This is a genomic window from Micromonospora alfalfae (genome assembly GCF_022230925.1).
In the GTDB taxonomy this organism is placed as follows: Bacteria; Actinomycetota; Actinomycetes; order Mycobacteriales; family Micromonosporaceae; genus Micromonospora; species Micromonospora alfalfae.
This window is the reverse complement of the sequence record NZ_JAKKFH010000041.1, coordinates 34821-59555: the sequence shown is the minus strand read 5'-3', so window position 1 is coordinate 59555 and position 24735 is coordinate 34821. Positions and strand designations below refer to the sequence as shown.

At 72.0% G+C, this 24735-nt stretch carries 24 protein-coding genes; 22 read left to right on the top strand and 2 right to left on the bottom strand.

Going from position 1 to position 24735, the window contains the following annotated elements:
- Positions 1-34: 34 nt before the first annotated feature.
- The 14 genes from MED01_RS28715 to MED01_RS28650 all read left to right on the top strand — a co-directional run bounded on the left by MED01_RS28715 (position 35) and on the right by MED01_RS28650 (position 16529).
- The gene (locus tag MED01_RS28715; protein WP_238671628.1) at positions 35-862 is read left to right on the top strand and encodes a shikimate dehydrogenase; all 828 of its coding nucleotides are present in this window, start codon (positions 35-37) and stop codon (positions 860-862) included.
- 333 nt (positions 863-1195) lie between these two features.
- Positions 1196-2902, top strand: a complete 1707-nt coding sequence (locus MED01_RS28710; RefSeq protein WP_238671620.1) for a glycosyl hydrolase — start codon at positions 1196-1198, stop codon at positions 2900-2902.
- 222 nt (positions 2903-3124) lie between these two features.
- Entirely contained in the window at positions 3125-5062 is a 1938-nt protein-coding gene (locus MED01_RS28705; protein WP_238671619.1) for a hypothetical protein, read from the top strand.
- Positions 5063-5190: 128 nt separating this feature from the next.
- A complete protein-coding gene (locus MED01_RS28700; RefSeq protein ID WP_238671618.1) occupies positions 5191-5709 on the top strand; it encodes an acyltransferase in 519 nt (172 codons plus the stop codon).
- A complete protein-coding gene (locus MED01_RS28695; RefSeq protein ID WP_238671617.1) occupies positions 5702-7303 on the top strand; it encodes a GumC domain-containing protein in 1602 nt (533 codons plus the stop codon). Before MED01_RS28700 ends, MED01_RS28695 begins: the two co-directional genes overlap by 8 nt.
- 68 nt (positions 7304-7371) lie before the next feature.
- Positions 7372-8664: an O-antigen ligase family protein gene (locus MED01_RS28690; RefSeq protein WP_372493743.1), complete on the top strand. Its 1293-nt coding sequence runs from the start codon at positions 7372-7374 to the stop codon at positions 8662-8664.
- Positions 8661-10298: a lipopolysaccharide biosynthesis protein gene (locus tag MED01_RS28685; RefSeq protein WP_238671615.1), complete on the top strand. Its 1638-nt coding sequence runs from the start codon at positions 8661-8663 to the stop codon at positions 10296-10298. Before MED01_RS28690 ends, MED01_RS28685 begins: the two co-directional genes overlap by 4 nt.
- 8 nt (positions 10299-10306) lie before the next feature.
- Entirely contained in the window at positions 10307-11209 is a 903-nt protein-coding gene (locus tag MED01_RS28680) for a sulfotransferase domain-containing protein (RefSeq protein WP_238671627.1), read from the top strand.
- The gene (locus MED01_RS28675; RefSeq protein WP_238671614.1) at positions 11206-12468 is read left to right on the top strand and encodes a phosphotransferase family protein; all 1263 of its coding nucleotides are present in this window, start codon (positions 11206-11208) and stop codon (positions 12466-12468) included. The genes MED01_RS28680 and MED01_RS28675 overlap by 4 nt, the downstream gene beginning before the upstream one ends.
- 214 nt (positions 12469-12682) lie before the next feature.
- Positions 12683-13162: a glycosyltransferase family 28 protein gene (locus MED01_RS28670; protein WP_238671613.1), complete on the top strand. Its 480-nt coding sequence runs from the start codon at positions 12683-12685 to the stop codon at positions 13160-13162.
- Positions 13159-13833 (top strand): glycosyltransferase, encoded by a 675-nt coding sequence (locus tag MED01_RS28665; protein ID WP_238671612.1) that lies wholly within the window; start codon positions 13159-13161, stop codon positions 13831-13833. Before MED01_RS28670 ends, MED01_RS28665 begins: the two co-directional genes overlap by 4 nt.
- Entirely contained in the window at positions 13830-14753 is a 924-nt protein-coding gene (locus tag MED01_RS28660) for a glycosyltransferase family 2 protein (RefSeq protein WP_238671611.1), read from the top strand. The genes MED01_RS28665 and MED01_RS28660 overlap by 4 nt, the downstream gene beginning before the upstream one ends.
- 94 nt (positions 14754-14847) lie before the next feature.
- A complete protein-coding gene (gene aroC / locus MED01_RS28655; protein WP_091401884.1) occupies positions 14848-16026 on the top strand; it encodes a chorismate synthase in 1179 nt (392 codons plus the stop codon).
- Positions 16026-16529, top strand: coding sequence for a shikimate kinase (locus MED01_RS28650; RefSeq protein ID WP_238671610.1), 504 nt, complete (start codon positions 16026-16028; stop codon positions 16527-16529). The genes aroC and MED01_RS28650 overlap by 1 nt, the downstream gene beginning before the upstream one ends.
- A 102-nt stretch (positions 16530-16631) precedes the next feature.
- Here MED01_RS28650 and MED01_RS28645 read toward each other — a convergent pair whose 3' ends face one another.
- Positions 16632-17360 carry an alpha/beta fold hydrolase gene (locus MED01_RS28645; protein ID WP_238671609.1) on the bottom strand — a complete coding sequence of 243 codons (729 nt, stop codon included), beginning with the start codon at positions 17358-17360 and terminating at the stop codon, positions 16632-16634.
- A 79-nt stretch (positions 17361-17439) separates the two neighbouring features.
- On the opposite strand from MED01_RS28645, the gene MED01_RS28640 reads away from it, so the two are divergent.
- The 5 genes from MED01_RS28640 to nusB all read left to right on the top strand — a co-directional run bounded on the left by MED01_RS28640 (position 17440) and on the right by nusB (position 21040).
- Positions 17440-18438: a helix-turn-helix transcriptional regulator gene (locus MED01_RS28640; RefSeq protein ID WP_238671608.1), complete on the top strand. Its 999-nt coding sequence runs from the start codon at positions 17440-17442 to the stop codon at positions 18436-18438.
- Positions 18439-18448: 10 nt separating this feature from the next.
- The gene (gene aroB, locus MED01_RS28635) at positions 18449-19528 is read left to right on the top strand and encodes a 3-dehydroquinate synthase (RefSeq protein ID WP_238671607.1); all 1080 of its coding nucleotides are present in this window, start codon (positions 18449-18451) and stop codon (positions 19526-19528) included.
- On the top strand, positions 19525-19950 hold the full coding sequence (gene aroQ / locus MED01_RS28630) for a type II 3-dehydroquinate dehydratase (RefSeq protein WP_091401894.1): 426 nt from the start codon (positions 19525-19527) through the stop codon (positions 19948-19950). Before aroB ends, aroQ begins: the two co-directional genes overlap by 4 nt.
- A 98-nt stretch (positions 19951-20048) precedes the next feature.
- On the top strand, positions 20049-20606 hold the full coding sequence (efp, locus tag MED01_RS28625) for an elongation factor P (protein WP_007458344.1): 558 nt from the start codon (positions 20049-20051) through the stop codon (positions 20604-20606).
- A 23-nt stretch (positions 20607-20629) separates the two neighbouring features.
- Positions 20630-21040, top strand: coding sequence for a transcription antitermination factor NusB (gene nusB / locus MED01_RS28620; protein WP_172862180.1), 411 nt, complete (start codon positions 20630-20632; stop codon positions 21038-21040).
- 91 nt (positions 21041-21131) lie between these two features.
- Here the strand turns inward: nusB and bldD are convergent, their stop codons facing one another.
- Entirely contained in the window at positions 21132-21620 is a 489-nt protein-coding gene (gene bldD / locus MED01_RS28615) for a transcriptional regulator BldD (protein WP_007458348.1), read from the bottom strand.
- A 288-nt stretch (positions 21621-21908) separates the two neighbouring features.
- Between bldD and pyrR the strand changes: the two genes are divergently transcribed.
- From pyrR to MED01_RS28600, 3 genes are read left to right on the top strand one after another with little or no spacing between them, the layout of a single operon-like run.
- The gene (pyrR, locus tag MED01_RS28610; protein ID WP_238671606.1) at positions 21909-22493 is read left to right on the top strand and encodes a bifunctional pyr operon transcriptional regulator/uracil phosphoribosyltransferase PyrR; all 585 of its coding nucleotides are present in this window, start codon (positions 21909-21911) and stop codon (positions 22491-22493) included.
- Positions 22490-23416 carry an aspartate carbamoyltransferase catalytic subunit gene (locus tag MED01_RS28605; RefSeq protein ID WP_238671605.1) on the top strand — a complete coding sequence of 309 codons (927 nt, stop codon included), beginning with the start codon at positions 22490-22492 and terminating at the stop codon, positions 23414-23416. Before pyrR ends, MED01_RS28605 begins: the two co-directional genes overlap by 4 nt.
- Positions 23413-24690 (top strand): dihydroorotase, encoded by a 1278-nt coding sequence (locus MED01_RS28600; RefSeq protein ID WP_238671604.1) that lies wholly within the window; start codon positions 23413-23415, stop codon positions 24688-24690. The genes MED01_RS28605 and MED01_RS28600 overlap by 4 nt, the downstream gene beginning before the upstream one ends.
- Positions 24691-24735 lie beyond the last annotated feature (45 nt).

The window sequence follows — 24735 nt, the reverse complement described above, 5'->3', positions numbered from 1 at the left end:
ACAGTGACCGGGCCACCGGCCGCGACCGGCGGTGATCGTGTCGATCCGTAGGGCCGCGGTGCTGGGCAAGCCGATCGCGCACTCCCTCTCCCCGGTGATCCACACCGCGGGTTACGTCGCCGCAGGGCTGACCGGGTGGTCGTACACCCGGATCGAGTGCGCGGCGGCGGAGCTGCCGGATCTGGTCGCCGGCCTGGGCCCGGAGTGGGCCGGGTTGTCGGTGACCATGCCGGGCAAGGAGGCCGCGCTCGCCGTGGCCGACGCGGCCTCGCCGGTCGCCGTCGCCGTCGGCGCGGCAAACACGTTGGTACGCCGTCCGGACGGCTCCTGGTACGCGGACAACACCGACGTCGCCGGCATGGTGCGGGTGCTCACCGATGCCGGCGTGACCGCCGGTGCCACCGTCACGGTGCTCGGCGCCGGGGGGACCGCCCGCGCCGCGCTCGCCGCTGCCGCGCGGCTCGCGTGCTCGGCGGTGACGGTGGTGGCCCGCCGAGCCGAGGCGGTCGACGAGCTGCGCCCGGTGGCCGGCGCGCTGGGTGTCGCGCTGACGTTCGCTCCGTGGGCTGATGCCCCCCGGCAGTTGGTCGCCGCCGACGTGGTCGTCTCCACGGTGCCCAAGGGGGTCGCCGACCCGCTGGCCGGCGCGGTGGCCTGGCGGCCGGGCGCCGTGTACTTCGATGCGCTGTACGACCCGTGGCCGACCCCGTTGGCGACGGCCGCGAACGGGGCCGGCTGCCGGATCGTCTCCGGTCTGGACCTGCTGCTGGCCCAGGCCGTCGGGCAGTTCGAGCAGTTCACCGGCGTGGCCGCGCCGAGGGCGGCGATGGCTGCCGCGCTGACTGCCGCTCGCGCCGGCTGACGGACCGGACAGGCAGCCCAGCCATCGAGGGCGTTGACTGTGAACGGGGTTCCGGGGGGCGTTCGTGGGCCGGCGGCCGCGGTACTACAGCGGCGTGCGGGCGGATGAGCGGGCTCAGCGGCAGGCTCTCCACGCGCCCCGTTGACTCCGCGCGTGCTCCGCGGGCAAGGTGTGTGGCGGGCATCGGTCGCACTGCGGCCAGCGGCAGTGATTTCCCCGAGGCGTTTCTTAGCTGACGATTAAGACGCGCTTACGGAAAACTGTCCTACCTGCCACATGTCCTGGTCATCGATACGCTGCTCACCGTTACGGACGCAGACACAGGGAGTTTCCTTGACCAGGCACGGACTGCACCGCATCACCCGGTTCCGCTCCGGACCCCGGCGTAAGGCGATTGCCATCGGCGTGGTCGGCGGTTCGGTGGTGGCCGGCATCGTGGCGACGATGATGCCGCTGCTGGCCAGCGACGACCTGTCGATCCGGGCGGCGGCCGACACCACCGCCACCGCTGTCTCACAGGACGGTGACAACGCGGCCAAGTCGACCCTCGCGACCTGCGCGACGCGCTGCGACGGCAACCCGCGCGGTGGCCGCGAGGCGGTCATCGAGTTCGCTGTCACCACGGTGCCGGCCACCGCAGTCAACATCCGGGCGACGCTGCGGGTGCACGCCTGGCAGCAGTTCGCCGCCACGGTGACGGCGCACGCGTCGCCGCTGAGCGCCCGCGAGTCGCGGCCGCCGCTGACCTCGGCCGGCGCCGCACTGGACAGCGTGACAAGCGTGTCCAAGGGCGTCAACGAGTGGGACGTCTCCAAGCTGGTCACCGGCAACGGCACCTGGACGGTCTCGTTGGCGCAGAGTGGCCTGGAGAGCCGGATCTACTGGGCGTCGGTCGAGAACCGCAACCCGGACCTGCGACCCAGCCTGCTGATCAGCTACGACCTCGGGTCCCGGCCGTCGCCGGTGACCCCCACCCGGCCGGCACCGCCGCCGTCGCCGAGCGCGTCGCCGACCACCGCCGCGCCGAAGCCGTCGCCGACCATCGCTCCGACCCGGACGGCGACCCCGAGCGCCAGCGGCACCCTCCCGTCCGGCAAGTGTGGGTCCGTCTCGGACAAGCTCGTCCCGTCCTGTGGCGCCTGGTGGGGCATGTACTCGCCCGCCGGGGCGGCCGGTGGCTGGGACCACGGCAAGGCCGTCGTCGACGTGGAGACGCAGGTCGGGCGCAAGTTCGACATCGTGCACCGCTACCACGACTTCTCCAACGCCGGCAGCAACGGCGCCTTCCCCGACATGTACGAGCAGCAGCAGATGCGCGAAGGCCGGTTGATGTTCTTCGCCTGGGAGTCGCGTGACTTCTCCGCCGGCACCACCCTCAAGTGGTCGGACGTCTACGGCGGCAAGCAGGACGACACCATCGACGCGGTCGCGGGCCGGATCAAGGCCGCTGGCGTTCCGGTCTTCATCGGCTTCGACCACGAGCCGGAGGACGAGCCGAACAAGGGCAGCGACGCCGACTTCGTCAGGGCCTGGCGCTACGTCCACCAGCGGTTCGCCAACGCAGGCGCGACGAACGCGGTCTGGGTCTGGACGATGATGGGCTGGTCCGGGCACTACTCGCGGTACGCCGGCCTGTACCCGGGCGACCAGTACGTCGACTGGGTGGCCTACGACCCGTACAACTTCCACGTCTGCAACGGCAGCACTGTGTGGAAGAGCCCGAGCACGACTGTCGGTGGCTTCTACCGGTGGCTGGACGACAACGGCATCGGCGCGGGCAAGCCCCGGATGCTCGCCGAGTTCGGCACCAACTTCAACTCCGCCGACCTGGGCGCCAAGCAGCGCTGGTTCCAGGAGTTCCCGGCGGCGCTGAAGGCGCACCCGAAGATCAAGGCGGCGATCTACTTCAACTCGGCCGGCATGACCAGCCGCACGTCGACCTGCGACATGACGATGAACCACGACGCCTCGGCGGTGGCCGGCTTCGCGAAGGCCGGCCAGGACCCCTACCTGCGGCAACCCACCGGAGGTAACCGCTGACGTTCGAAACGGGCTGACCGGACGGCGGTCGCCGGGGGGTCGGACAACCGATCCTCCGGCGTTCTGTCGGCTTGCGGATTCATGCACCGCCCAATCGGCGGATTTTGTTAACCAGGCTGGACGAGGCACGCTACCTCGGGTTCTCATCCAATCTGGAGGCGCAGCGTGCCCAAACTCTCGCACTTGTGGCGTTTTGCAGGACGACGTCGTACTCGGGCGGGGATGGTCGCGTTGGCGATCATCGCCGCAGCTCTGGGCGTGCCCACCACCGCGTCGGCCGCTGTGGTACCGGTCCCGACCACGGCGACCCTGGTGTCGGCGAACCCCGCCGACGCTACCCCGCACGCCCGAGACGGTGAGACCCGTGCCTTCGCGCAGGTGGGCAACACGGTCTTCGTCGGCGGCAGCTTCACCCAGCTCCGGCAGACCGCGAGTTCTGCGTGGATCACGCAGCGCTACCTCTTCGCGTACGACCGGACCACCGGCACCATGTCGACCACCTTCCTGCCGGTGCTCGACGGCGCTGTCAACACCCTCATCGCCGGCCCCGGCGGCACGCTGATCGTCGGCGGCACCTTCAAGAACGTCAACGGCGTCTCCCGGAAGAACCTGGTGGCGCTCAACCCGTCGACCGGCGCGATCATCGACAGCTGGGTCGGGCGCTCCGACGGCGGCACGGTCCGCGACCTGGCGCTGGACGGCAACTGGCTCTACGTGGCCGGGGCATTCAACTGGCTCAACGGCACCGCGCACGCCGGTCTCGGCCGGCTCAACGCGACCACCGGCGCGATCGACCCGAGCTTCAGCATCGACGCCACTGTGGGACGGCACAGCACCACGTCGTACGTCTGGACCATCGACGTCGCACCGGACGGCGACACCCTGGTCGTCGGCGGCAACTTCACGCTCGTGAACGACCTGCCGCGCAACCAGATCGCACTGGTGGACGTCTCCGCGACGCCCACGCTGATCGACTGGAGCAGCGACAAGTTCGTCGCGCCGTGCGCGTCACCGGCGACCTTCGTGCACTACGTGCAGGACGTGAAGTTCGGCGGCGACGGCACCTGGTTCGTGGTCGGCACCAACGGCGGCGCCGGCTGGCCGTCGGCGTACTGCGACGCCCTGGTCCGCTTCGAGACCGCGGCGCGGGGCGGCGGCCAGCTCGCCACCTGGGTCGACTTCACCGGCAACGACACCATCACCTCAGTCGAGGTGGCGGACAACGTGATCTACCTGGGCGGGCACTTCCGCTGGTTGAACAACCCGAACGCCAGCGACAACGCGGGCGCGGGCGCGATCGACCGGCTCGGCATCGCCGCCGTCACCCCGGCGACCGGTATGCCGGTGAACTGGAACCCGCGCCGCAGCGGCAGCGCGTCGATGCCGTCGGGCACCAGCAGTTGGGGTTCGGCGGTGCCCGTGCTCTGGCGCGGTTCGGACGGCCTCTACTTCGGGCACAACTCCGATGGCATGGGCGAGGAGTACCACGGCCGGCTCGGCATGTTCCCGCTCGCCGGCGGACGTACCTTCACGGCGAAGAACCCGCCGTCGGCCACCACCGGCAACCTCTACCTCGGCACCGCCTCGGGCACCGTGGCGAAGGTGCCGTTCGACGGCACAGCGCTGGGCACCGCTACCAGCGTCAGCCAGCCCGCGTACACGGCGGCCGGCGCGACCTGGCGGGTGGACGACCGGATCTACTGGTCGCACACCGTGGCCGGCACGCCCACCGGCAGTCGGATCGACATCTCGCTCTTCAACGGAGGCGCCATCGGCTCGCCGTGGGAGGCGTCCGGCTACAACGACTGGTACAACCCGGCGTTGCTGACCGGCGCCTTCTTCCTCGACGGCCGGCTCTACTACACCCGTACCGGGTCCAACAACCTCTACTACCGCTACTTCGAGATCGACGGCAGCTACCTCGGTGCCACCGAGTTCACCCTGCCGACCACTGGTGTGACCTGGTCCGCGGTGCGGGGCATGGCCTGGGTGGGTGGCCGGATCGTCTACGGCTCCACCGACGGCGCGCTGCGCAGCGTGCCGTTCGACCCGACGGCCGCCCCGACCGCGGTGGTCAACGGCACCACGGCGACAGTGATCAGCAGCGCGACGCCCGAGTTGTCCTGGTCTACCCCATCGACATTCTTCTCCGTACAGTAAGGGTCAACCGTTCGTAACGGAGCATCGGTAGATTGTTCACGTTGGGCCGGTGGCGGTACCCACCGCCGCCGGCCCGCGACGGTGGGGGAGGGTCGTTGCTCGGCGCCGCTGGCATCCGAACGAGACGTGTGGTGCGTCTGGTCTTCGCGGTCAAACGCGGCTGGTATCAGCTCCGTTATCGACGGTTGACGCTTGGTCGGGACGTGGAGATCCGGGGCCGCATCCGGTTGCGGCGTGGTGTGCGGGTGACAATTGGTGACCGCACCCGGTTGAACAAACTCGTCCGCTTCGCCGGACCCGGCGAGGTACGCGTCGGGGCGGACTGTCTGCTCAACGCCACCTGGATCGGCACCTGGACGTCGGTCACAGTGGGGGACCGGTGCCTCCTGTCGGACTGCGAGTTGCTCGACAACGACTTCCACAACCTGCCCCCCGCGCAGCGGCACGCCCCGCCCGGCCCACTCACCCGTGCCCCGATCGTTCTCGAGGAGAACGTCTGGGTCGGTGCGCACGCCCTGGTCCTGAAGGGCGTGCGGGTCGGCCGGGACAGCGTCGTCGGCGCGGCGACGGTGGTCCGCACGGACGTACCGCCCGGCGTCGTGGTCGTCGGTAATCCTCAACAGACGGTGAAGAAGTTCCATGACTGATGCAGCGCCCGCCCCCTGGCCCACGGACGGCCCGTCCTCCGGCACCTCCCGTGCCGTGACACTGACCGACCTGCTGCGGGTGCCGATGCACCGGCTGCGGTTGGTGGCGGCGGTCGCCATGGTCGGTCTGCTCGCCGCGCTCGGCTACGTGCTGCTGGTGCCGGCGGCGCTGTCCGCGAGCGCCGTTGTCGCGGTCCGGCCGGTGGTGACCGACGCCTTCACCCCCAGCGGCGCGGGTGCCGACCGCGCGGTCAACATGAACGTGGAGAGCGGCATCGCCACCGGCACCGAGGTGGTGCAGCGGCTCGCCGACTCGGCGGGCGGCGATCCGCGCGACATCCGTGACGCGCTCGAGGTCGAGGTGCCCACCGGTGGGCAGATCCTGCGCTTCACCTACCAGGCGGGCGAGGCGCACCAGGCCGTGCAGAGCGCCAACATGGCCGCCGAGGCCTACCTGAGCGTGCGCCGCACAATGTACGAGCAGCAGCGCGCCGAGATGCTGCGCTCCTACGACGCCAGCATTACCAAGGTCGCCGCCCAGCAGACCGCCCTGCAGAAGCGGGCGAACACCGCCAAGGACACCGCCGCCGGTGACGCGCTGGTGGCCGAGCTGGCCGGGATCAACAACCAGCTCACCCAGCTCAACGCCGCCCGCACCGAGATCGCGGCGGTCGACGTCAACCCCGGCTGGGTCACCCAGACAGCCGAGAAGGCGCTGGTCACCTCCGCCGGGCACCGGCCGCTCTACCTGGTCGCCGGCCTGCTCGGTGGCGCGCTGATCGGCATCGTGCTGGCGTACCTCTGGGAGTCGACCGACCGGAGGGTCCGCTCGGTCGCCGACGGTCGGGAGGCCTCCGGCCTTCCACTGCTCGGCACCGTACGCCGGCCGGCGTTCCGGGGTAGCCCCCGGGCGGTCGACGCCGACGTCCGGTACGTGGCGATGGCGGTCGCCGAGCGGGTCCGGCAGCCGGCCCGGGTGGCGCTGGTCACCGCCCGGGAGGACGCCACGGCGCTCACCGCCGGGCTCGCTGTGGCGCTCGCCGTGGACGGCCGGGAGGTCTTCGTCGCCGACGACAGCGGACGGATCGAGCGGCTACGGGCCACCGTTCTCGCCGACCGGGGGCGGCTGCCCATCGACCCGTCCCGGCCGCTGGTGCCCAAGCCCCGGCCGGCCGGCAGCACACCGCCCGCCGCTGCTGCCGCCACGGAGAGCACGCCCGCCCGTCGGCCCTCCCCGCACCCGCCCGGTGCCCGCCCGTCCACCGACCCCGATGCCACACTCACGCTGCCGAGGGTGTCGTCCGCCCGCCCGGAGAACAGTCGCGTCGTCACCCCCGACGAGGTTGTCGTGGGTGTGGGCAGTGTCCGGTTCGGCACCTGGCGGCAGGGCGCGGACCACGGCCTGGTCCTGTTCAACGCACCGCCGGCCGAGTCCGACGAGCGTGGCGTGGCAGTGGCCCGGCAGGGCAGCGCGGTGGTGGTCGTGGAGCGCGACCGCACCCGGCAGAGTGACCTGCGACGCCTGGTGGAGCGGTTGCGCGCCGCCGGGGTCACCCCGCTGGGTTTCGTGCTCACCCGGAACGGCCGGGCCTGAGCGTGTCGGTGACCCGCGCCCCGGCGACCGAACCACCACCCGGAGGCGCTCCCCAGGAGTCCGCGCCGGTGCCGTCGTTCGCGCCGCCGCAACTGCCGCTCTGGCCGCTGTCGATGATGTTCGGCCTGGTGCCGCTCTGGTGGCTGTTCGGCGCGTTCTACCTCGGCTGGCCGCTGCTGGGCGCGCTGCTGTTCGCGTTGCTGCTCACCCGGGGGCGCGTGCCGCTGCCGCCGGCGGCCGGCATCTGGCTGCTCTTCCTCGCCATCGTGGTGGTCAGCGCCACCCAGTTGTCGTCGCCCGCCTCGCTGCTCACGTTCGCCCTGCGGCTGGCCTTCTACCTGACCGCGTTGGTGGTCGGCGTCTACGTCTACGCGGCCGCCCGGGAACGCGCCAGCCTGGTGGCGGTGCTCACCCCGCTCTGCGCGTTCTGGTTCGGGTTGGTGGCGCTGGGCTGGCTCGGGGTGCTCGTGCCCCGGCTGGCCATGACGACCCCGATGGAGGTGCTGCTGCCCGGTGGGGTGGCCGGCACCCCGTTCATCCAGGACATGGTGCACCTCACCACCGCTGAATACAGCGCCCGTTCGCTCAACCCGATCTATCGGCCGGCCGCGCCGTTCGCGTACACCAACAACTACGGCAGCGCGTACGCGATGACCCTGCCCTGCGTGGTGGCGTTCGCGATGCTGCGCCGGCAGGGGCTGCTGCGCTGGGCGCTGCTGGCGTCGCTGCCGCTGTCGCTGGCGCCGGCGTTCCTCACCCTCAACCGGGCGATGTTCCTCAGCCTCGGCGCCGGGCTGGCGGTGCTCGGAGTGCGGGCCAGCCTGCGCGGCAACGTCAGGGTGGCCGCGTCCATCGTCGGGGTCGTGGTGATCGGCGGGTTGGCCACGCTGTTCATCCCGATCACCGAGCTGATCAGCAGGCGGGTCGACTCCAGCGACACCAACACCGACCGGCTCTCGCTCTACACCGAGGTGATCCGCCGCGTGCAGGAGTCGCCCTGGTTGGGCTACGGCGCTCCGGTGAACGTCGACACCGTGTCGGCGGCCGCGCCGATCGGCACCCAGGGGCAGCTGTGGATGGTGCTGTTCAGCCACGGCGTACCCGCGCTCATCTGCTTCCTGGCGTGGTTCGTCGCCGCGGCGGTGATCTGCGCGCGGGCGACGTCGGCGGCCGGGCAGTGGCTGGCGGTGGTGCCGGTGGTCTGCCTCGTGCAGGTCCCGTTCTACGGCATGGCGAACCAGAACCTGGCTGTCGCGTTCTTCGCTGTGGCCTTCGCGATGGCGCTCACCGAACGCGAACGGCTGACCCGGTTGGCCGGGTCGTCGCCGACGCCCGCGCGGGCCGCGCCGGTGCCCGCGTGACCGCCGCGACCCGTCCGTCGGCCGGCGCCGACGAGGGCCGGTCCACGCCCACCCCGGTAGAGGGTCAGGCCGCGCCGTCGCCCGCTGGGGACACCGGCTCGGCCGAAACCCGCCGCAGCGCGCGCAGCGGCGTGGCCGGGCTGCTCGGCGCGGCCACCAGCGGCCTGTTCGGGTTCGTGCTGGCGGTCGTGATCACCCGAAGCTACGGCCCGGCCGGCGCTGGCGCGTTCTTCGCCGCGATCGGGGTCGTCACGGTGGCCACCGCGATCTGCACGCTCGGCGCGGAAACCGGTCTGATGTGGGCTCTGCCGCGCCGCAGCGCCGGTGTGCGCGGTGATGCCGCCCGGGTGCTCCCGGTGGCGCTGATCCCGCCGCTGGTGACCGGGCTGCTGGTCGCCGGCGCGGGCGTGCTGGCCGCCGACGCCCTCGCGCCCCGACTGCTGGGTGGCTCCGGCGCGAGCGGCGGCGCGCTGCTCACCGTCACGTTCGCCGCGGTGCCGGTGGTGGTCACGATGACCCTGCTGCTGGCCGCGCTGCGCTGCGTGCGGCCCATCCGGGCATACGTCGGGGTGCAGTTCCTGCTGCTGCCGATCGCCCGCCCGGCGCTGGTCGGCGCGGCCGCCCTGGCCGGTGGTGGCCTGCTCGCCGGCATGACCGGCTGGTTGGTGCCGGCGGCGTTGGCGCTGCTGGCCTGTCTCATCCTCGTCGCCGGCCCGCTCGGGCTGGGCCGGGGCGCGACGCTGCGTCCGCGCCGCGCCGACTGGTCCACGTTCTGGCGCTTCGCGCTGCCCCGGGCCGCCTCGGCGGCCATCGACGCCGGCAGCATGTGGGTGGGCGTGCTGCTCACCTCGGTGCTGGCCGGCCCGGCGGACGCCGGTGTGTTCGGCGCCGTCGGCCGGTACGTGCTGGCCGGTCAACTGGCCATGCAGGGGCTGCGGGTGGCGGTGTCGCCGCAACTGTCCCGGCTGCTCGGGCGGGGCGAGCGGGCCGCCGCGGCGGCGGTGCACCGGCAGTTGACCACCTGGGGGCTGGTGCTGTCCTGGCCGGTGTACCTGCTGCTGGCGGTGTTCGCGCTGGCCTTCCTCCAACTGTTCGGGCCGGAGTTCACCGCCGGTGTGCCGGCGATGACGGTGCTCGCGCTGGCGATGCTCGTCAACACCGGAGTGGGCAACGTGCAGAGCCTGCTCCTGATGGGCGGACGCAGCGGGCTGCACCTGGTCGCCACAGTGGCCGGGTTGACGGTGACCGTCTCGCTGGGCCTCTGGCTCATCCCGCGCTACGGCGCGACGGGCGCGGCGGTGGCCTGGGCGGCCGGCATCGCCACCGAGAACCTCACCGCCGCCGGGTTCGCCCGGTCGGTGGTTCGGGAGCCGCTGTTCGACGCCGCGATGGTGCGTGCCGCGGCGGCCACGATCGCCGGTGTGGGCCTGGCCGCCGGGGCCGGCGTGCTGGTGGGCGGTCGCGGCCTGCCCGGCCTCGCGGTGGCGTTGGCGGTGCTGCTGACCGGCTGCGTCGGCATGTTGACGTTGCCCCGGGTGCGCGCCGGCATCCGAGGGACCATGAGACAGATCCGTGGAGGGGACAACGCGGCCACGGCCGCAGAGCCCACCTCGGCATCGACGAGAGGCAGGTGAGGTTCGGCGTGGTGTCCATCCGTGACCGGGTCAAGCAGTTGGTTCCGACCCAGGTGACCACCCGGGTGAAGGAGTCGCTTGTCGACTACGGCGTTCGCACCAGCGACCGTCGGCCGCTGCCGGACTTCCTGATCATCGGGACCAAACGGGGTGGCACCACATCCCTGTGGAACTACCTCATCCAGCACCCGTTGGTACCCCGGCTCTTTCCCGCGTGGAACACCAAGTCGGCGCACTACTTCGAGGAGCACTGGGGCCGCGGCGAAGCCTGGTACCGCTCGCATTTCCCGACCGAGCGGCAGCGCGAGGCCCTGGCCAAGCGGCACGGCGGCCCGGTCCGGGTCGGTGAGGCCGCCCCGCTGTACATGTTCCATCCGCTCGCCGCGCAGCGGGTCGCCGGGCTGATGCCGTCGGTGAAGCTCATCGTGCTGCTGCGGGACCCCGTGGAGCGGGCGTACTCGCACTGGAAGGAACGCCGCACCCACGGCATCGAACCACTGGACTTCGCCGCCGCCCTCGCGGCCGAGCCGGAACGCACGGCGGGGGAGCGGGAGCGGTTGATCGCCGAACCGGAGTCGTTCAGCGAGCCGTACGACTGGTACACGTACCGGGCCCGGGGGCGTTACCTGGAGCACCTGGAGCCGTGGCTGGAGCGCTTCGACCGGGAGCAGATCCTCTTCCTGCCCAGCGAGGATCTGTACAGCGACTCGCGGGCGACCTACCGACGGACCCTGGACTTCCTTGGTCTGCCGGCGTACGACCTGCCCAACTTCAAGGTCTACAACGATCGGCGCTCGGCACCGCTGGAGCCGAACGTGCGCGCTGAGCTGACCGACTACTACCGGCCGTACAACGACGCCTTGCGTCAACGGCTCGGGCTGGACCTCGACTGGGCGGACCGGGCGGCGTGACGACAGGGGTGGGCCCGGCCACCGACCCGCGTTCACGGGTGGACGGCCTGGGTTGGGTGAGCCGCGCGGTCTTCCCGGACGACCGGGTCGGCCTGACAGTGGCCGGCGCCCCGCCGGCCGGTCACCAGGCGGTGGCAAGGTACGCGGTGGTGCCGTCGGTCGCCCGGGCCCGGTTCCTGGTGCCGTTGGGCGCGCCCCGGGCCGGGGCGGCGTCCCTGTTGGCGTACAACGCCCTGCGGCCACCGAAGGTGCGCGCGCTTCGGGCGGTGCTCGGTGGGCTGGCCCGGTTCGGCCGGGTGGGGCTCGCGCCCTTTCCCACGTTGACCGTCTCGGTGCCGGCCGGGGTGCCGGCCGCGGAGCTGCTGCTCAGCGAGCGGCTCTCCGCCGACCTGGGTGACACGCCGCTGCTGGCCGCGTTCGGGGTCCGCCCACCCGACCCGAACGGCAAGCCCACCCTGCAACTCTTCAGTGCCGACGGGCGTCCGCGTGGCTACGCGAAGATCGGCTGGAACGACGCGACCCGCGCGCTGGTCAGCGCGGAGGCGGCGGCGCTGCGGGCGTTGTGCGAGGTGGTTGGCGTCGCCGACCATCCGACGCCGCCGCGGCTGCTCACCGAGACGTCGTGGGCGGGCCAGGTGGTGGCGGTGATCGAGCCGTTGCCCCCGGCGGTACGCGGTGTGCCGGTGGACGACCCGCCCCGGATCGCGGCGTTGCTCGCTGTCGCCCGGCGAGGCGACGGGGCGGGCACGCCCCGACCGCTCGCCGACTCGACGTTCCTGCGCCGGCTGGCCGACCAGGCCGGCCGGGCCGCCGCGACCGAGCCGGCCGGTGCGCGGGCGGTCGCCGCGGTCTCGGCGTTGGCCCGCCGGCATGGCGACACCAGCGTCGAGTTCGGTCACTGGCATGGTGACTGGGTGCCGTGGAACCTGGGCTGGCACGCCGGTCGGTTGGTCGCCTGGGACTGGGAGCACAGCGGGCCGGACGTGCCGGTCGGCTTCGACCTGGCGCACGACGCGTTCCAGCGGGCCCTCGTGCTGCGCGGGGAGCCGGCCGACGTGGCCGCGTCGGCGGTGGACGGATATCTGAGCCGGCACGGCGAGCGGCTCGGCCTCGTCGCCGCGCAGCGTCGGCTCGTCGCCGACGCGTACCTGGTGGAGATGTGGTTGCGGACGTGGCGGCTGGCCGACGCGGGCGCGGGCTGGAACGCCGCCCTGCATCCCGCACTCTTGGACGTCATCGAGAAAAGACATAGCGGCTGATCTGGAGGAATCGCGGCGACGACGGTGCGCCGCAGAGTGACGACAAAATCGCAGGTGGTGATGACGATCGATGGACCTCGGACGTTCGGTGCACCGCACCGCCCGCTGTGGAGATCGTCATCTCGGCCGGTCGCGCTATTCAACGACCGGGAATCGTGTGATCTGCTTCTGCCTGGCGTGAACTGAAATTCCAAGCGAACTTGTGGGGAGTCGCGTGGACACGAACAACGACGACAGTGGGGCACCGGTGCTGCTGCTGGTCGGCTCCAGCGGCGGCCATCTGGCCCAACTACTGGCCCTGCGGCCCTGGTACGAACAGCGGCGGCGCTGCTGGGTCACCTTCGACACCCCGGAGGCGGTGTCGCTGCTGGCCGGCGAGGACCTGGTGCCGGCGCACCACCCGACCACCCGCAACGTGCCGAACCTGCTGCGCAACGCGCTGCTGGCCTGGCGGGTGCTGCGGGCCCGGCGGGTCGCCGCCGTGGTCACCACCGGCGCCGGGGTGGCGGTGCCGTTCGTGGTGCTGGCCCGGCTGCGGCGCATCCCGACCGTCTACATCGAGGTGTACGACCGGATCGACACCCCGACGTTGACCGCTCGGCTCTGCCGGCCGTTCCTGTCCTCGATGCTGGTGCAGTGGGACGAGCAGCGCCGGCAGTACCCCGAGGCGACAGTCGTCGGGACGCTGCTGTGACCGGGGAGACGGGCACCGCCCGGCGTCCGCAACCCCGGCCGGCCACCGAGGCGGCCCGCCTGCCGCGCCAGCGCGACAGCTCGGCGGTCGCCCAGCTCCGACTGCTGGTCGCGGTGGGCACCGACAAGCACCCCTTCGACCGGCTCGTCGACTGGTTGGCGCAGTGGCACGCGCAGGCTGCCGGCCCGGTCGGGCTGACCATGCAGCACGGGCACACGAAGGCGCCCCAGCTGAGTGGCGCGGTGCCGTTCCTCGGCCACGACGCGTTGCAACAGGCGATGATCGATGCGGATCTGGTGGTCTGCCACGGTGGCCCGGCGACCATTCTGGAGGCCCGCCGGCACGGCCACCTGCCCATCGTGGTGCCCCGCGATCCGGCTCGCGGTGAGCACGTCGACAACCATCAGCTCCTCTTCGCCCGCCGGCTCGGCGCCGCCGGGCTGGTGGCGCTCTGCGAGACCCGGGAGGCCCTGCACGACGCGTTGGCCGCCGGGGTGGCCGACCCGTCCCGGTACGCGGTGGCCGCCGACCCGGAGGCACACGAGGCGCGACGGGCGGCGGTGGCCCGGGTCGGGCAGATCGTCGACGACCTGGTGGCCCGTTCGACCCCGCGCCGACCCCGGTGGCGGGCCTGGTCCCGGCCGCGCCCGGGTACGGAGGAGATTCGATGACCCAGCAGCCGACCGTCAGCGTCGTGGTGCCCACCCGGGACCGCCCCGAGCTGCTGCGGGCCGCGGTGCGCGCGATCCTGGCACAGGACTACCCGGGCCTGATCGAGGTCGTCGTGGTGTTCGACCAGTCCGCGCCGGACGAGTCGCTGAACGAGTTGGGGAGCGGCCCGACCCGCGTGGTGCGGGTGATCCGCAACGCCCGTACCCCAGGGTTGGCCGGTGCGCGCAACAGCGGCACCCTCGCGGCCGAGGGCGAGCTGGTCGCGTTCTGCGACGACGACGACGAGTGGCTGCCCGGCAAGCTTGCCGCCCAGGTCGACGCGCTGGCCGGCGATCCGGCCGCCGAGTTCGTCTGCTGCGGCATCCGGGTCAACTACGACGGGCACAGCGTCGAGCGGGTGCTCGACAAGGACCGGATCACCCTGGACGACCTGCTACGCGACCGGATGACTGAGCTGCACCCGTCGACCTTCCTGATCCGCGCCACCGCGTTGCGCAACGGGTTCGGGCTTGTCGACGAGGAGATCCCGGGCAGCTACGCGGAGGACTACGAGTTCCTGCTGCGGGCCGCCCGCAGCGCGCCGCTGATCAACCTGCGGACGCCGTCGGTGCTGGTCCGCTGGCACAAGCGCTCGTACTTCGCGCAGCGCTGGGACACCATCTCGGAGGCGTTGCAGTGGTTGCTGCAGCGCTACCCGGAGTTCGCCAGTCAACCGGCCGGCGAGGCCCGGGTGGCCGGGCAGATCGCGTTCGCCCAGGCCGCCTCCGGTGACCGCCGGGGCGCGCTGCGGTGGGCCCGGCGCACCCTGCGGAGCAACCCCCGCGAGCCGCGCGCCTACCTGGCCCTCGCCGTCGCCGGTCGGGTGGTCCGGGCCGACGCGGTGCTGCGCACCCTGCACAAGCGCGGTCGGGGGATCTGAGCCGCCGCCCGCGTGAGCGGGCGGCGGCGTCCGCTGGGCGGGACACGACGGGGAGCGCGCCGCGTCGGTGGCCCGCCGTGACAGACTGACCGCTGTGTTGCGCTGGCTGACTGCAGGTGAATCGCACGGTCCCGCCCTCGTCGCGATGTTGGAGGGGGTGCCGGCCGGCATTGAGGTGACCACCACCGAGATCGCCGACGAGCTGGCCCGTCGACGGCTGGGCTATGGGCGGGGTGCCCGGATGTCGTTCGAGCGGGACGAGGTTGAGCTGCTCGGCGGCCTGCGCCACGGCGTGACCCTGGGCAGCCCGGTGGCGATCCGGGTCGGCAACTCCGAGTGGCCGAAGTGGCAGACAGTGATGGCCGCCGACCCGGTCGACCCCGACGAGCTGGCCCGGCAGGCCCGCAACGCCCCGCTGACCCGTCCCCGGCCCGGCCACGCGGACCTGGCCGGCATGCAGAAGTACGGCCACACCGACGCACGGCCGATCCTGGAGCGCGCCAGCGCACGGGAGACCGCCGCCCGGGTGGCCGTCGGCACTGTCGCCAAGGCGCTGATCCGTCAGGCGCTCGGCATCGAGATCGTCTCGCACGTCGTCGAGCTGGGCCCGGTGGCCGCGAAGCCCGGCCTGCGTCCCACGCCGTCCGACACGGCCCGGATCGACGCCGACCCGCTGCGCTGCCTCGACCCGGAGGCCAGCGCCCTGATGGTCGCCGAGGTCGACGCCGCGAAGAAGGCCGCCGACACCCTCGGCGGCGTGGTCGAGGTGCTGGCGTACGGGGTGCCACCGGGGCTGGGCAGCCACGTGCAGTGGGACCGCAAGCTCGACGCCCGGCTGGCCACCGCGCTGATGTCCATTCAGGCGATCAAGGGCGTGGAGATCGGCGACGGCTGGCAGCAGGCCCGTTCCCGCGGCTCGGAGGCGCACGACGAGATCATCCCGTCGGCCACCGGCGTTCGGCGGGTCACCGACCGGGCCGGCGGGCTGGAGGGCGGCATCACCACCGGCGAGCCACTGCGGGTCCGCGCCGCCATGAAACCGATCTCCTCGCTGAACCGGGCGCTGGCCACAGTGGACGTCACCACCGGCGAGCCGGCCACCGCGATCAACCAGCGCTCCGACGTCTGCGCGGTGCCCGCCGCGGCGGTGGTCGCCGAGGCGATGGTGGCGCTGGTGCTGGCCGAGGCGGCCACCGAGAAGTTCGGCGGAGACTCGATCGCCGAGATCCGTCGCAACCTCGCCGGTTACCTCGACGCGCTGGTCATCCGCTGATGGCACCTGTCGTCGTGCTGGTCGGCGCGCCCGGCTGCGGCAAGACCACAGTCGGTCGGGCGCTCGCCGCCACCCTCGGCGTGGAGTTCCGCGACACCGACGCCGACATCGAGCAGATGGCCGGGAAGCCGATCCCGGAGATCTTCATCGACGAGGGCGAGGCGCACTTCCGTACCCTGGAACGGGCCGCAGTGGCCGCGGCGCTGGCCGGCGGCACGGGCGTGCTCGCCCTCGGCGGCGGCGCGGTGCTGGCCGAGGAGACCCGAGCGGCCCTGATCGGGCACCGGGTGGTGCACCTCTCGGTCGAGTTGCCCGACGCGGTGCGGCGGGTCGGGCTCGGCGCCGGCCGGCCGCTGCTGGCGATCAACCCACGGGCCACCCTCAAGCACCTGCTGGACCAGCGCCGGCCGCTCTACGCCGAGGTCGCCACCGAGACGGTGGTCACCGACGGCCGGGCCCCGGCGCAGGTAGTCGCCGACGTCGCCGCCCTGCTGCCCCGCTGACGTAGCCCTGCCCCGCCGATCTTGCAGTAGCTGCTCCGGCGTAGGGGGCATTCCCCGCATCTCGGCAACCGGAACTGCAAGATCGGCGCAGTGGGGTGGCCCTCAGCCGCGGGCGATCAGGTCGAGGACGTCGGCCAGAGCCTTCGGCTCGCTGAGCATCGGCCAGTGCCCGGTGGGCAGCTCATGCAACTGGCCGTCGGCCAGTCCGGTGAAGAACGGATGCTCCTGTTGGATCATCTGCTGCACCATGCCGAGCGGGAAGGTGCTGGCGACCAGCGCGGTCGGCACCCGTCTCCCACCGGTGCGTCGGACCGGGTCGGTGGCGGCCCGCAGCGGCTGTGGGGTGGCCCGGGTACGCAGCAGCGCGAGCGTCGGCTCGTCCAGACCGGCAAGGTTGTTCGGGTCGGCCGCCGGATCCCAGGCCGGCGGCGGCAGCAGGTGCCCGCTGCCGACAACAGCCCGCAGCCGCTGCTGCTCGTCGGCCGGCAGCGTGTCGAACTGCGCCGTGCCGTCCGGCAACGGCCCGCTCTCCACGTAGATGATCCGGGCGATCCGGTCCGGGATGCGGTCCACCGCCTGGGCGGCCGGCATCCCCCCGCCGGAGTGCCCGACCAGCAGCACGTCGCGCAGGTCCTCGACCTCGATCAGTCGGACGATGTCGGTGGTGTGCGTGTCCAGGCTGACCTCCGGCCCGGCGAGGTGGTCGCGTTCGGCCAACCCGGTCAGCGTCATCGGATACACCTCGTGCCCCTGCGACCGCAGCGCGACTGTCACGTCCCGCCATGCCCAGGCACCCAGCCAGAAACCCGGCACCAGCACGAATGTCGCCATCTGTGGCTCCTTCTCTCGGTTACCGACAGACCGTACGATCTATTCCGGACAGGATCCGCCCGCTTTGAAGGAGTGGCCCGTGTCACATCCCGCTGGGCGGGTGCTGGCCCTGCTCGAACTGCTGCAGACCCGGCACCGGTCGACGGCTGCCGAACTCGCCGGCCACCTCGGTGTGGACGAGCGGACCGTGCGCCGCTACGCGACCACGCTCGTCGAGCTGGGCATTCCCGTCACCGCCGACCGGGGCCGCTACGGCGGCTACCGGCTGCACTCCGGTTACAAACTGCCCCCGCTGATGCTCACCGACGACGAGGCGGTGGCCGTGCTGCTCGGCCTCGTCGTCGCCGAACGGGTCGGGCTGGCCACCGAGCAGCCCGCCACCGCCACCGCGCTGGCGAAGATCCGCCGGGTGCTGCCGGGGGCGCTCGCCGACCGGCTCGCCGCCGTCCAGGAGCACCTGGGCTTCACCCTGCGTCGTCCGGAGCCGGAGCGCGGACCGGCGTCCGGCACACTGCTCGCGCTCGCCTCGGCCACCCGGCACCGGCAGCGGGTGGCGGTGGACTACCGCTCCTGGCGGGGCGAGCAGTCGCACCGCGAACTCGACCCGTACGGGCTGGTCTTCCACGCCGGCCGTTGGTATGTCACCGGCCACGACCACAGGCGTGGGGAGATCCGCACCTTCCGACTGGACCGGATCGGCGCGGTGACGCCCGGCGTGGCGACGTTCACAGTGCCGGACGGCTTCGAGGCGGTGGCCTGGGTGACCCGGTCGCTGGCCGGCGTGCCGTACCGGCACGAGGTGGAGGTCGTGCTGGAGACCGACCTGGTCGCCGCCCGCCGCCGCATCCCGCCCAGCGTGGCCGAGTTGACAGCCACCGCCGACGGGGTGCTGCTGCGGGCCCGAGCGGAGAGCCTGCCCGGGATGGCGGCCCTGCTCGCCGGTCTGGGGTGTCCGTTCACCGTCCGGCATCCGGACGCCCTGCGCGCCGCTGTGGCCGAACACGCCCGCCGGTTGGCGGACTGGGCCACCCGGCCAGCAGGTGGACAGCCGCCCTCCCCGCGCCGCCCGCTGGACTAGGCTGCCGGCGATGGACGAGGTGACCCGAATTCCGGTCGGCGGCGAGCGGCCGTACGACGTCTTGGTGGGACGTGACCTGCTGGGTGCGTTGCCTGGCCTGCTGCCCGGCGCGACCCGGGTGGCGGTGCTGCACGCGCCTCCGCTCAAGGCCCTCGCGGACGCGCTCGGCGAACGCCTGCGCACCGCCGGCGTCGAACCATTGCCGATCGAGGTGCCCGACGCCGAGTCGGGAAAGCACATCGACGTGGCCGCCGCCTGTTGGGACCGGCTCGGAGCGGCGGGCTTCACCCGTACCGACGCGGTGGTCGGGGTGGGCGGCGGCGCGGTGACCGACCTGGCCGGCTTCGTCGCGGCCTGCTGGTTGCGGGGTGTGCGCTGGGTGCCGGTGGCGACCTCGCTGCTGGGCATGGTGGATGCCGCGGTGGGCGGCAAGACGGGCATCAACACGGCCGCCGGCAAGAACCTGGTGGGCGCGTTCCACCCGCCGGTCGGGGTCTTGGCCGACCTGGCCACTCTGGACAGCCTGCCCGCTGTCGACCTGGCGGCCGGGTTGGCCGAGGTCGTCAAGTGCGGTTTCATCGCCGACCCGACGATCCTGGATCTCATCGAGAACGACCCGGAGGCCGCCACCGACCCGCGTGGGCCGGTGAGCCGGGAGCTGATCGAGCGGGCCATCCGGGTCAAGGCCGACGTGGTCGCCGGCGACCTGCGCGAGTCGGGCCTGCGGGAGGTGCTCAACTACGGCCACACCCTGGCCCACGCCATCGAGCAGAACGAGAGCTACCGCTGGCGGCACGGCCACGCCGTCGCTGTCGGTCTGGTGTACGCGGCCACGCTGGCCCGGCTCGCCGGGCGGCTGGACGCGCCGACCGCCGACCGACACCTGGTCGCGCTGAGCGCGCTGGGCCTGCCGGTGAGCTACCCGGCCGACGCCTGGCCGCAACTGTTGGCCGCGATGCGGGTGGACAAGAAGACCCGGGGCAGTCGGCTGCGCTTCGTGGTGCTCGACGGGCTGGCCCGCCCGGCGATGTTGGAAGGCCCCGACGACGCGTTGCTGGAGGCCGCCTACCGGGAGGTGGCAACCCCGTGAAGGTCTACGTCTTGAACGGGCCGAACCTGGGCCGGTTGGGCACCCGCGAGCCCGACGTGTACGGCGCGACCAGCTACGCGGATCTGGTGGCGCTCTGCGAGAGCACCGGTCGGGAGTTGGGGCTGGCGGTGACGGTCCGGCAGACCGACGCGGAGCACGAGCTGCTCGGCTGGCTGCACACGGCGGCCGACGAGGGCGCCGCGGTGGTGCTCAACCCCGCCGCCTGGTCGCACTACTCGTACGCGGTGCGGGACGCCTGCGCCATGCTGCGGGGGCCGCTGGTGGAGGTGCACATCTCCAACATCCACACCCGTGAGGAGTTCCGGCACCACTCGGTGGTCTCGGCGGTGGCGACCGGGGTGATCTGCGGTCTGGGTATCGACGGCTATCGTCTCGCTCTGCACCATCTGGCCACCCGCTGAAGGCCCACGGACTGGGCGCTCCGAACGGGGGGCCGTCCGATTCGACGCAGCTTGTAGACTTGCCAGGTCTGTCCGCCAATTGATGATCAAGGCAGGAAATGGCCTCCACCAACGACCTCAAAAACGGTCTGGTACTCAACCTGGACGGCGAGCTCTGGGCCGTCGTCGAGTTCCAGCACGTCAAGCCCGGTAAGGGTGGTGCCTTCGTGCGCACCACGCTGAAGAACGTGCTGTCCGGGAAGGTGGTCGACAAGACCTTCAACGCGGGCACCAAGGTCGAAACCGCGACCGTTGACAAGCGCACGATGCAGTACCTGTACGCCGACGGTGAGGACTTCGTCTTCATGGATCTGGAGACCTTCGACCAGATCACGGTGCCCGGTGGCACCGTCGGTGAGGCAGCCAACTACCTGCTGCCCGAGGCGGAGGCGACCGTCGCCCAGCACGAGGGTGTGCCGCTCTACATCGAGCTGCCCACCAGCGTCGTGCTGGAGGTCACCTACACCGAGCCCGGCCTGCAGGGCGACCGTTCGACCGGCGGCACCAAGCCGGCGACCGTGGAGACCGGCGCCACGGTGCCGGTTCCGCTGTTCATCACCACCGGCGAGAAGATCAAGGTCGACACCCGCGACGGCCGTTACCTCGGCCGCGCCTGATGGCTGAGGGTTCCAAGCAGCAGATGCCGGCGCGCCGCAAGGCGCGCAAGCGGGCGCTGGATGTCCTCTACGAGTCCGACCTGCGGGACAAGCCTCCGGTGGAGGTGCTCGCCGGCTACGTGCAGCGGATCGAGCAGCCCCGACCGGAGCACCTGGGCTACGCGGTGGGCCTGGTCGAGGGGGTTGCCGAGCACCTCGACCGGATCGACGAGCTGATCGCCAGCTACGCCGAGGGTTGGACGTTGGAGCGGATGCCGGTCGTCGACCGTAATCTCGCCCGGATCGCCGTCTACGAGTTGCTCTACGTCGACGAGATCGACGACGCGGTGGCCATCAGCGAGGCGGTGGAGCTGGCTCGGCAGATGTCGACGGACGATTCGCCGCGCTTCCTCAACGGGGTGCTCGGCCGGATCGCCGAGTACGCCACCCGCTGAGCGTCCGCACCGAACACCGCAAACCCGAAAGGGCCCGTGCCAGTCGGCACGGGCCCTTTCGGTGGAGCGGTAGATCAGGTGGAGCGGTAGATCAGGAGGCGAAGAACGCCCGGGGGTCGGCCACCAGCACGCCGTGCTCGGTGAGCCGCTCGATCAGGCCCGACGGTGAGGCGTCGTAGACGATCGCGAGCGCCCGCAGGTCATCGGCGCGGATGGAGAGCACCCGGCCGTTGTAGTCGCCGCGCTGCTGCTGGATGGCGCGGGCGTAGCGGGCAACGTAGGCCAGGTCCTCGGAGGCCTCGTCGTAGAGCCGCTCCAGGTCCAGGACAATCTTGCTGGTGGGCTCGTGACGGACGCCACTGCCGTCAGGCAGCAGCTCCGAGACGGGTACGCGGTAGAACTCGGCCAACTCGGCCAGACGGGACACCGTCACGGCCCGGTCGCCACGCTCGTACGAGCCGACCACCACGGCCTTCCACCGCCCGTTCGACTTCTCCTCCACACCCTGCAGGGAGAGACCCTGCTGCTGGCGGATGGAGCGCAGGCGGGCGCCCAGAGACTTGGCGTATTCAGAGGGCATTCGGACACTCCCAGTGCTGCTCGGGGTTCTCCCGTCGATCGCTACGGAGCGTGACGGTACGGGGAATGCGACACGTGGTCAAGTGGTCGTGCCCCTACCGTTGCGGAGCGTCCGGGGAGTTTTCCCCTTTTCCGGTACCTGACCCGGTGGTCAGCGGCCGCCGTCCATCACCCCGGTGACCACTGGTAACGTGGCGGAAGCCCCGGCCCAGGTCTGCTGAGCGGTCCGGCCGGAGGTGCCCGACATCCTTTAACGACCCGTCCCGTGAGGCGGGGAAGGAGGTCCGCCGTGGCATACCCACCGGCTGCCCGCTCGTCACCACCGCGACAACCCTCGGTGAAGGTGATCCTCGCCAGCGCCGACGTGCAACGCGTGGTCGACCGCATCGCCCACCAGATCCTGGAGAAGACCCAGGGCGCCGCGAACACTGTGCTGCTGGGAATTCCCACCCGGGGCACCCCCCTCGCCCGGCGGCTCGCCGACCGGATCAGCACCTTCGAGGACGTCGCCGTTCCGGTCGGTGTGCTCGACATCACCCTGTACCGCGACGACCTTCGTCGGCACGCCACCCGCGCTGTGGGTCCGACCGAGCTGCCCCCCGGCGGGATCGACGGCAAGCGGGTCATCCTGGTCGACGACGTGCTCTTCTCCGGCCGCACCGTCCGGGCCGCGCTCGACGCGCTCAACGACGTGGGCCGTCCGGCCTCGGTGCAGCTCGCCGTCCTGGTCGACAGGGGCCACCGGGAGTTGCCGATCCGCGCCGACTACGTCGGCAAGAACATCCCGACCTCGCTCGCCGAGAGCGTCAAGGTGACGCTCGCCGAGATCGACGGGACGGACGAGGTCAAGCTGTACGGGGGAACCGCCTCATGATCAAGCATCTGCTCTCCGGCGGGGACCTGGACGCCGACACCGCCACCGAGATCCTGGACACCGCCGCCGAGATGGCCACCGTCGCCGGCCGGGAGATCAAGAAGCTTCCCGCGCTGCGCGGACGGACAGTGGTGAACCTCTTCTACGAGGACTCCACGCGTACCCGGATCTCCTTCGAGGCCGCGGCGAAGCGGCTCAGCGCCGACGTGATCAACTTTTCCGCGAAGGGGTCCAGCGTCACCAAGGGTGAGAGCCTGAAGGACACCGCGTTGACCCTGCAGGCCATGGGCGCTGATGCCGTCGTCATCCGACACCCCGCCTCCGGCGCGCCGCACCGCCTGGCCAACTGGGTGGACGGGTCGGTGGTCAACGCCGGCGACGGCACCCACGAGCACCCCACCCAGGCGCTGCTGGACGCGTACACCATGCGGTCCCGGCTGGGCCGGCTCGCCGGCCTGTCGGTCGCTGTGGTCGGGGACGTGCTGCACTCCCGGGTGGCGCGCTCCAACGTGCTGCTGCTCTCCACCCTCGGCGCCAAGGTCACCCTGGTCGGCCCGCCGACCCTCATTCCGGTCGACATCGCGGGCGCCCTCGCGCCCGGCACCAACGTCTCCTACGACCTCGACTCCGTCCTGCCGAACGTGGACGTGGTGATGATGCTGCGCGTGCAGCGGGAGCGGATGAACGACTCCTACTTCCCCTCCGCGCGCGAGTACGCCCGCCGCTACGGGCTGGACGGGCCGCGGATGCGCCGGCTGCCCGAACACGCGATCGTCATGCACCCCGGCCCGATGAACAGGGGGATGGAGATCACCCCCGAGGTCGCCGACTCACCCCGCTCCACAATCGTCGAACAGGTCACCAACGGGGTCTCCGTGCGGATGGCTGTCCTTTACCTGCTGCTCGGAGGGAACAACCGGTGACCGCGTACCTGATCACCAGCGTGAGTGTCGTCGGCGCCGCGCCGACCGACCTGCTGATCCGCGACGGCGTGATCGCCGCTGTCGGTCCCGGCCTGACCGCGCCGGACGCCACAGTCGTCGACGGCGCCGGCCTGGTCGCCCTGCCCGGCCTCGTCGACCTGCACACCCACCTGCGCGAGCCCGGCCGGGAGGACGCCGAGACCGTCGAGTCCGGTTCCCGGGCGGCGGCGCTGGGCGGCTACACGGCGGTCTGCGCGATGGCCAACACCTCCCCGGTGGCGGACACCGCCGGTGTGGTCGAGCAGGTCTGGCGGCTCGGCCGCGAGGCCGGCCTGGTCGACGTGCAGCCGATCGGCGCGGTCACCGTCGGGCTGGCCGGCGAGCGGCTGGCCGAGCTGGGCGCGATGGCCGACTCGGCGGCCCAGGTGCGGATCTTCTCCGACGACGGGCACTGCGTCGCCGACCCGAAGTTGATGCGCCGAGCCCTGGAGTACGTCAAGGCGTTCGACGGGATCATCGCCCAGCACGCCGAGGAGCCCCGGCTCACCGAGGGCGCCCAGATGCACGAGGGCGAGGTCTCCACCCGGCTCGGCCTGATCGGCTGGCCGGCGGTCGCCGAGGAGGCGATCATCGCCCGGGACGTGCTGCTCGCCGAGCACGTGGGCAGCCGACTGCACGTCTGCCACGTCTCCACCGCCGGCAGCGTCGAGGTGCTGCGCCAGGCAAAGGCGCGCGGGGTACGCGTGACCGCCGAGGTGACCCCGCACCACCTGCTGCTCACCGACGAACGGGCGGAAACCTACGACCCGGTCTACAAGGTGAACCCGCCGTTGCGCACCGCCGCGGACATCGCCGCGCTGCGTGCCGCCCTCGCCGACGGGGTGATCGACGTGATCGCCACCGACCACGCCCCGCACGCGGTGGAGGACAAGGAGTGCGAGTGGGCGTACGCCCGACCGGGGATGCTCGGTCTGGAGACGGCCCTCTCCATCGCGCTGGACGTGCTCGGCCCCGAGTGGGACCTGATCGCCGAGCGGATGTCGCGCACCCCCGCACGGATCGCCGGCCTCACCGGGCACGGCGTCGACCCCGCGCCGGGTGTGCCGGCGAACCTGACCCTGATCGACCCGGCCGCCCACCGCACCATCGAGCCGGCGGAGCTGGCCAGTCGCAGTCGCAACACCCCGTACGCCCGCATGACGCTGCCAGGTCGCATCGTGGCGACCTTCCTGCGTGGCGAGCCGACGGTCCTGGACGGAAAGGCTGTCAAGTGAGCGCGAGGAACGCAGCGCAGCGGAGTCCCGCAGTCGCGAACGAAA

Coding starts and splice junctions, on each gene's coding strand:
- MED01_RS28705 (WP_238671619.1), top strand. CDS start 3,125: ATGGTCGCGTTGGCGATCATCGCCGCAGCTCTGGGCGTGCCCACCACC.
- MED01_RS28695 (WP_238671617.1), top strand. CDS start 5,702: ATGACTGATGCAGCGCCCGCCCCCTGGCCCACGGACGGCCCGTCCTCC.
- MED01_RS28660 (WP_238671611.1), top strand. CDS start 13,830: ATGACCCAGCAGCCGACCGTCAGCGTCGTGGTGCCCACCCGGGACCGC.
- MED01_RS28650 (WP_238671610.1), top strand. CDS start 16,026: ATGGCACCTGTCGTCGTGCTGGTCGGCGCGCCCGGCTGCGGCAAGACC.
- MED01_RS28645 (WP_238671609.1), bottom strand. CDS start 17,360: ATGGCGACATTCGTGCTGGTGCCGGGTTTCTGGCTGGGTGCCTGGGCA.
- aroB (WP_238671607.1), top strand. CDS start 18,449: ATGGACGAGGTGACCCGAATTCCGGTCGGCGGCGAGCGGCCGTACGAC.
- efp (WP_007458344.1), top strand. CDS start 20,049: ATGGCCTCCACCAACGACCTCAAAAACGGTCTGGTACTCAACCTGGAC.
- nusB (WP_172862180.1), top strand. CDS start 20,630: ATGCCGGCGCGCCGCAAGGCGCGCAAGCGGGCGCTGGATGTCCTCTAC.
- bldD (WP_007458348.1), bottom strand. CDS start 21,620: ATGCCCTCTGAATACGCCAAGTCTCTGGGCGCCCGCCTGCGCTCCATC.
- MED01_RS28605 (WP_238671605.1), top strand. CDS start 22,490: ATGATCAAGCATCTGCTCTCCGGCGGGGACCTGGACGCCGACACCGCC.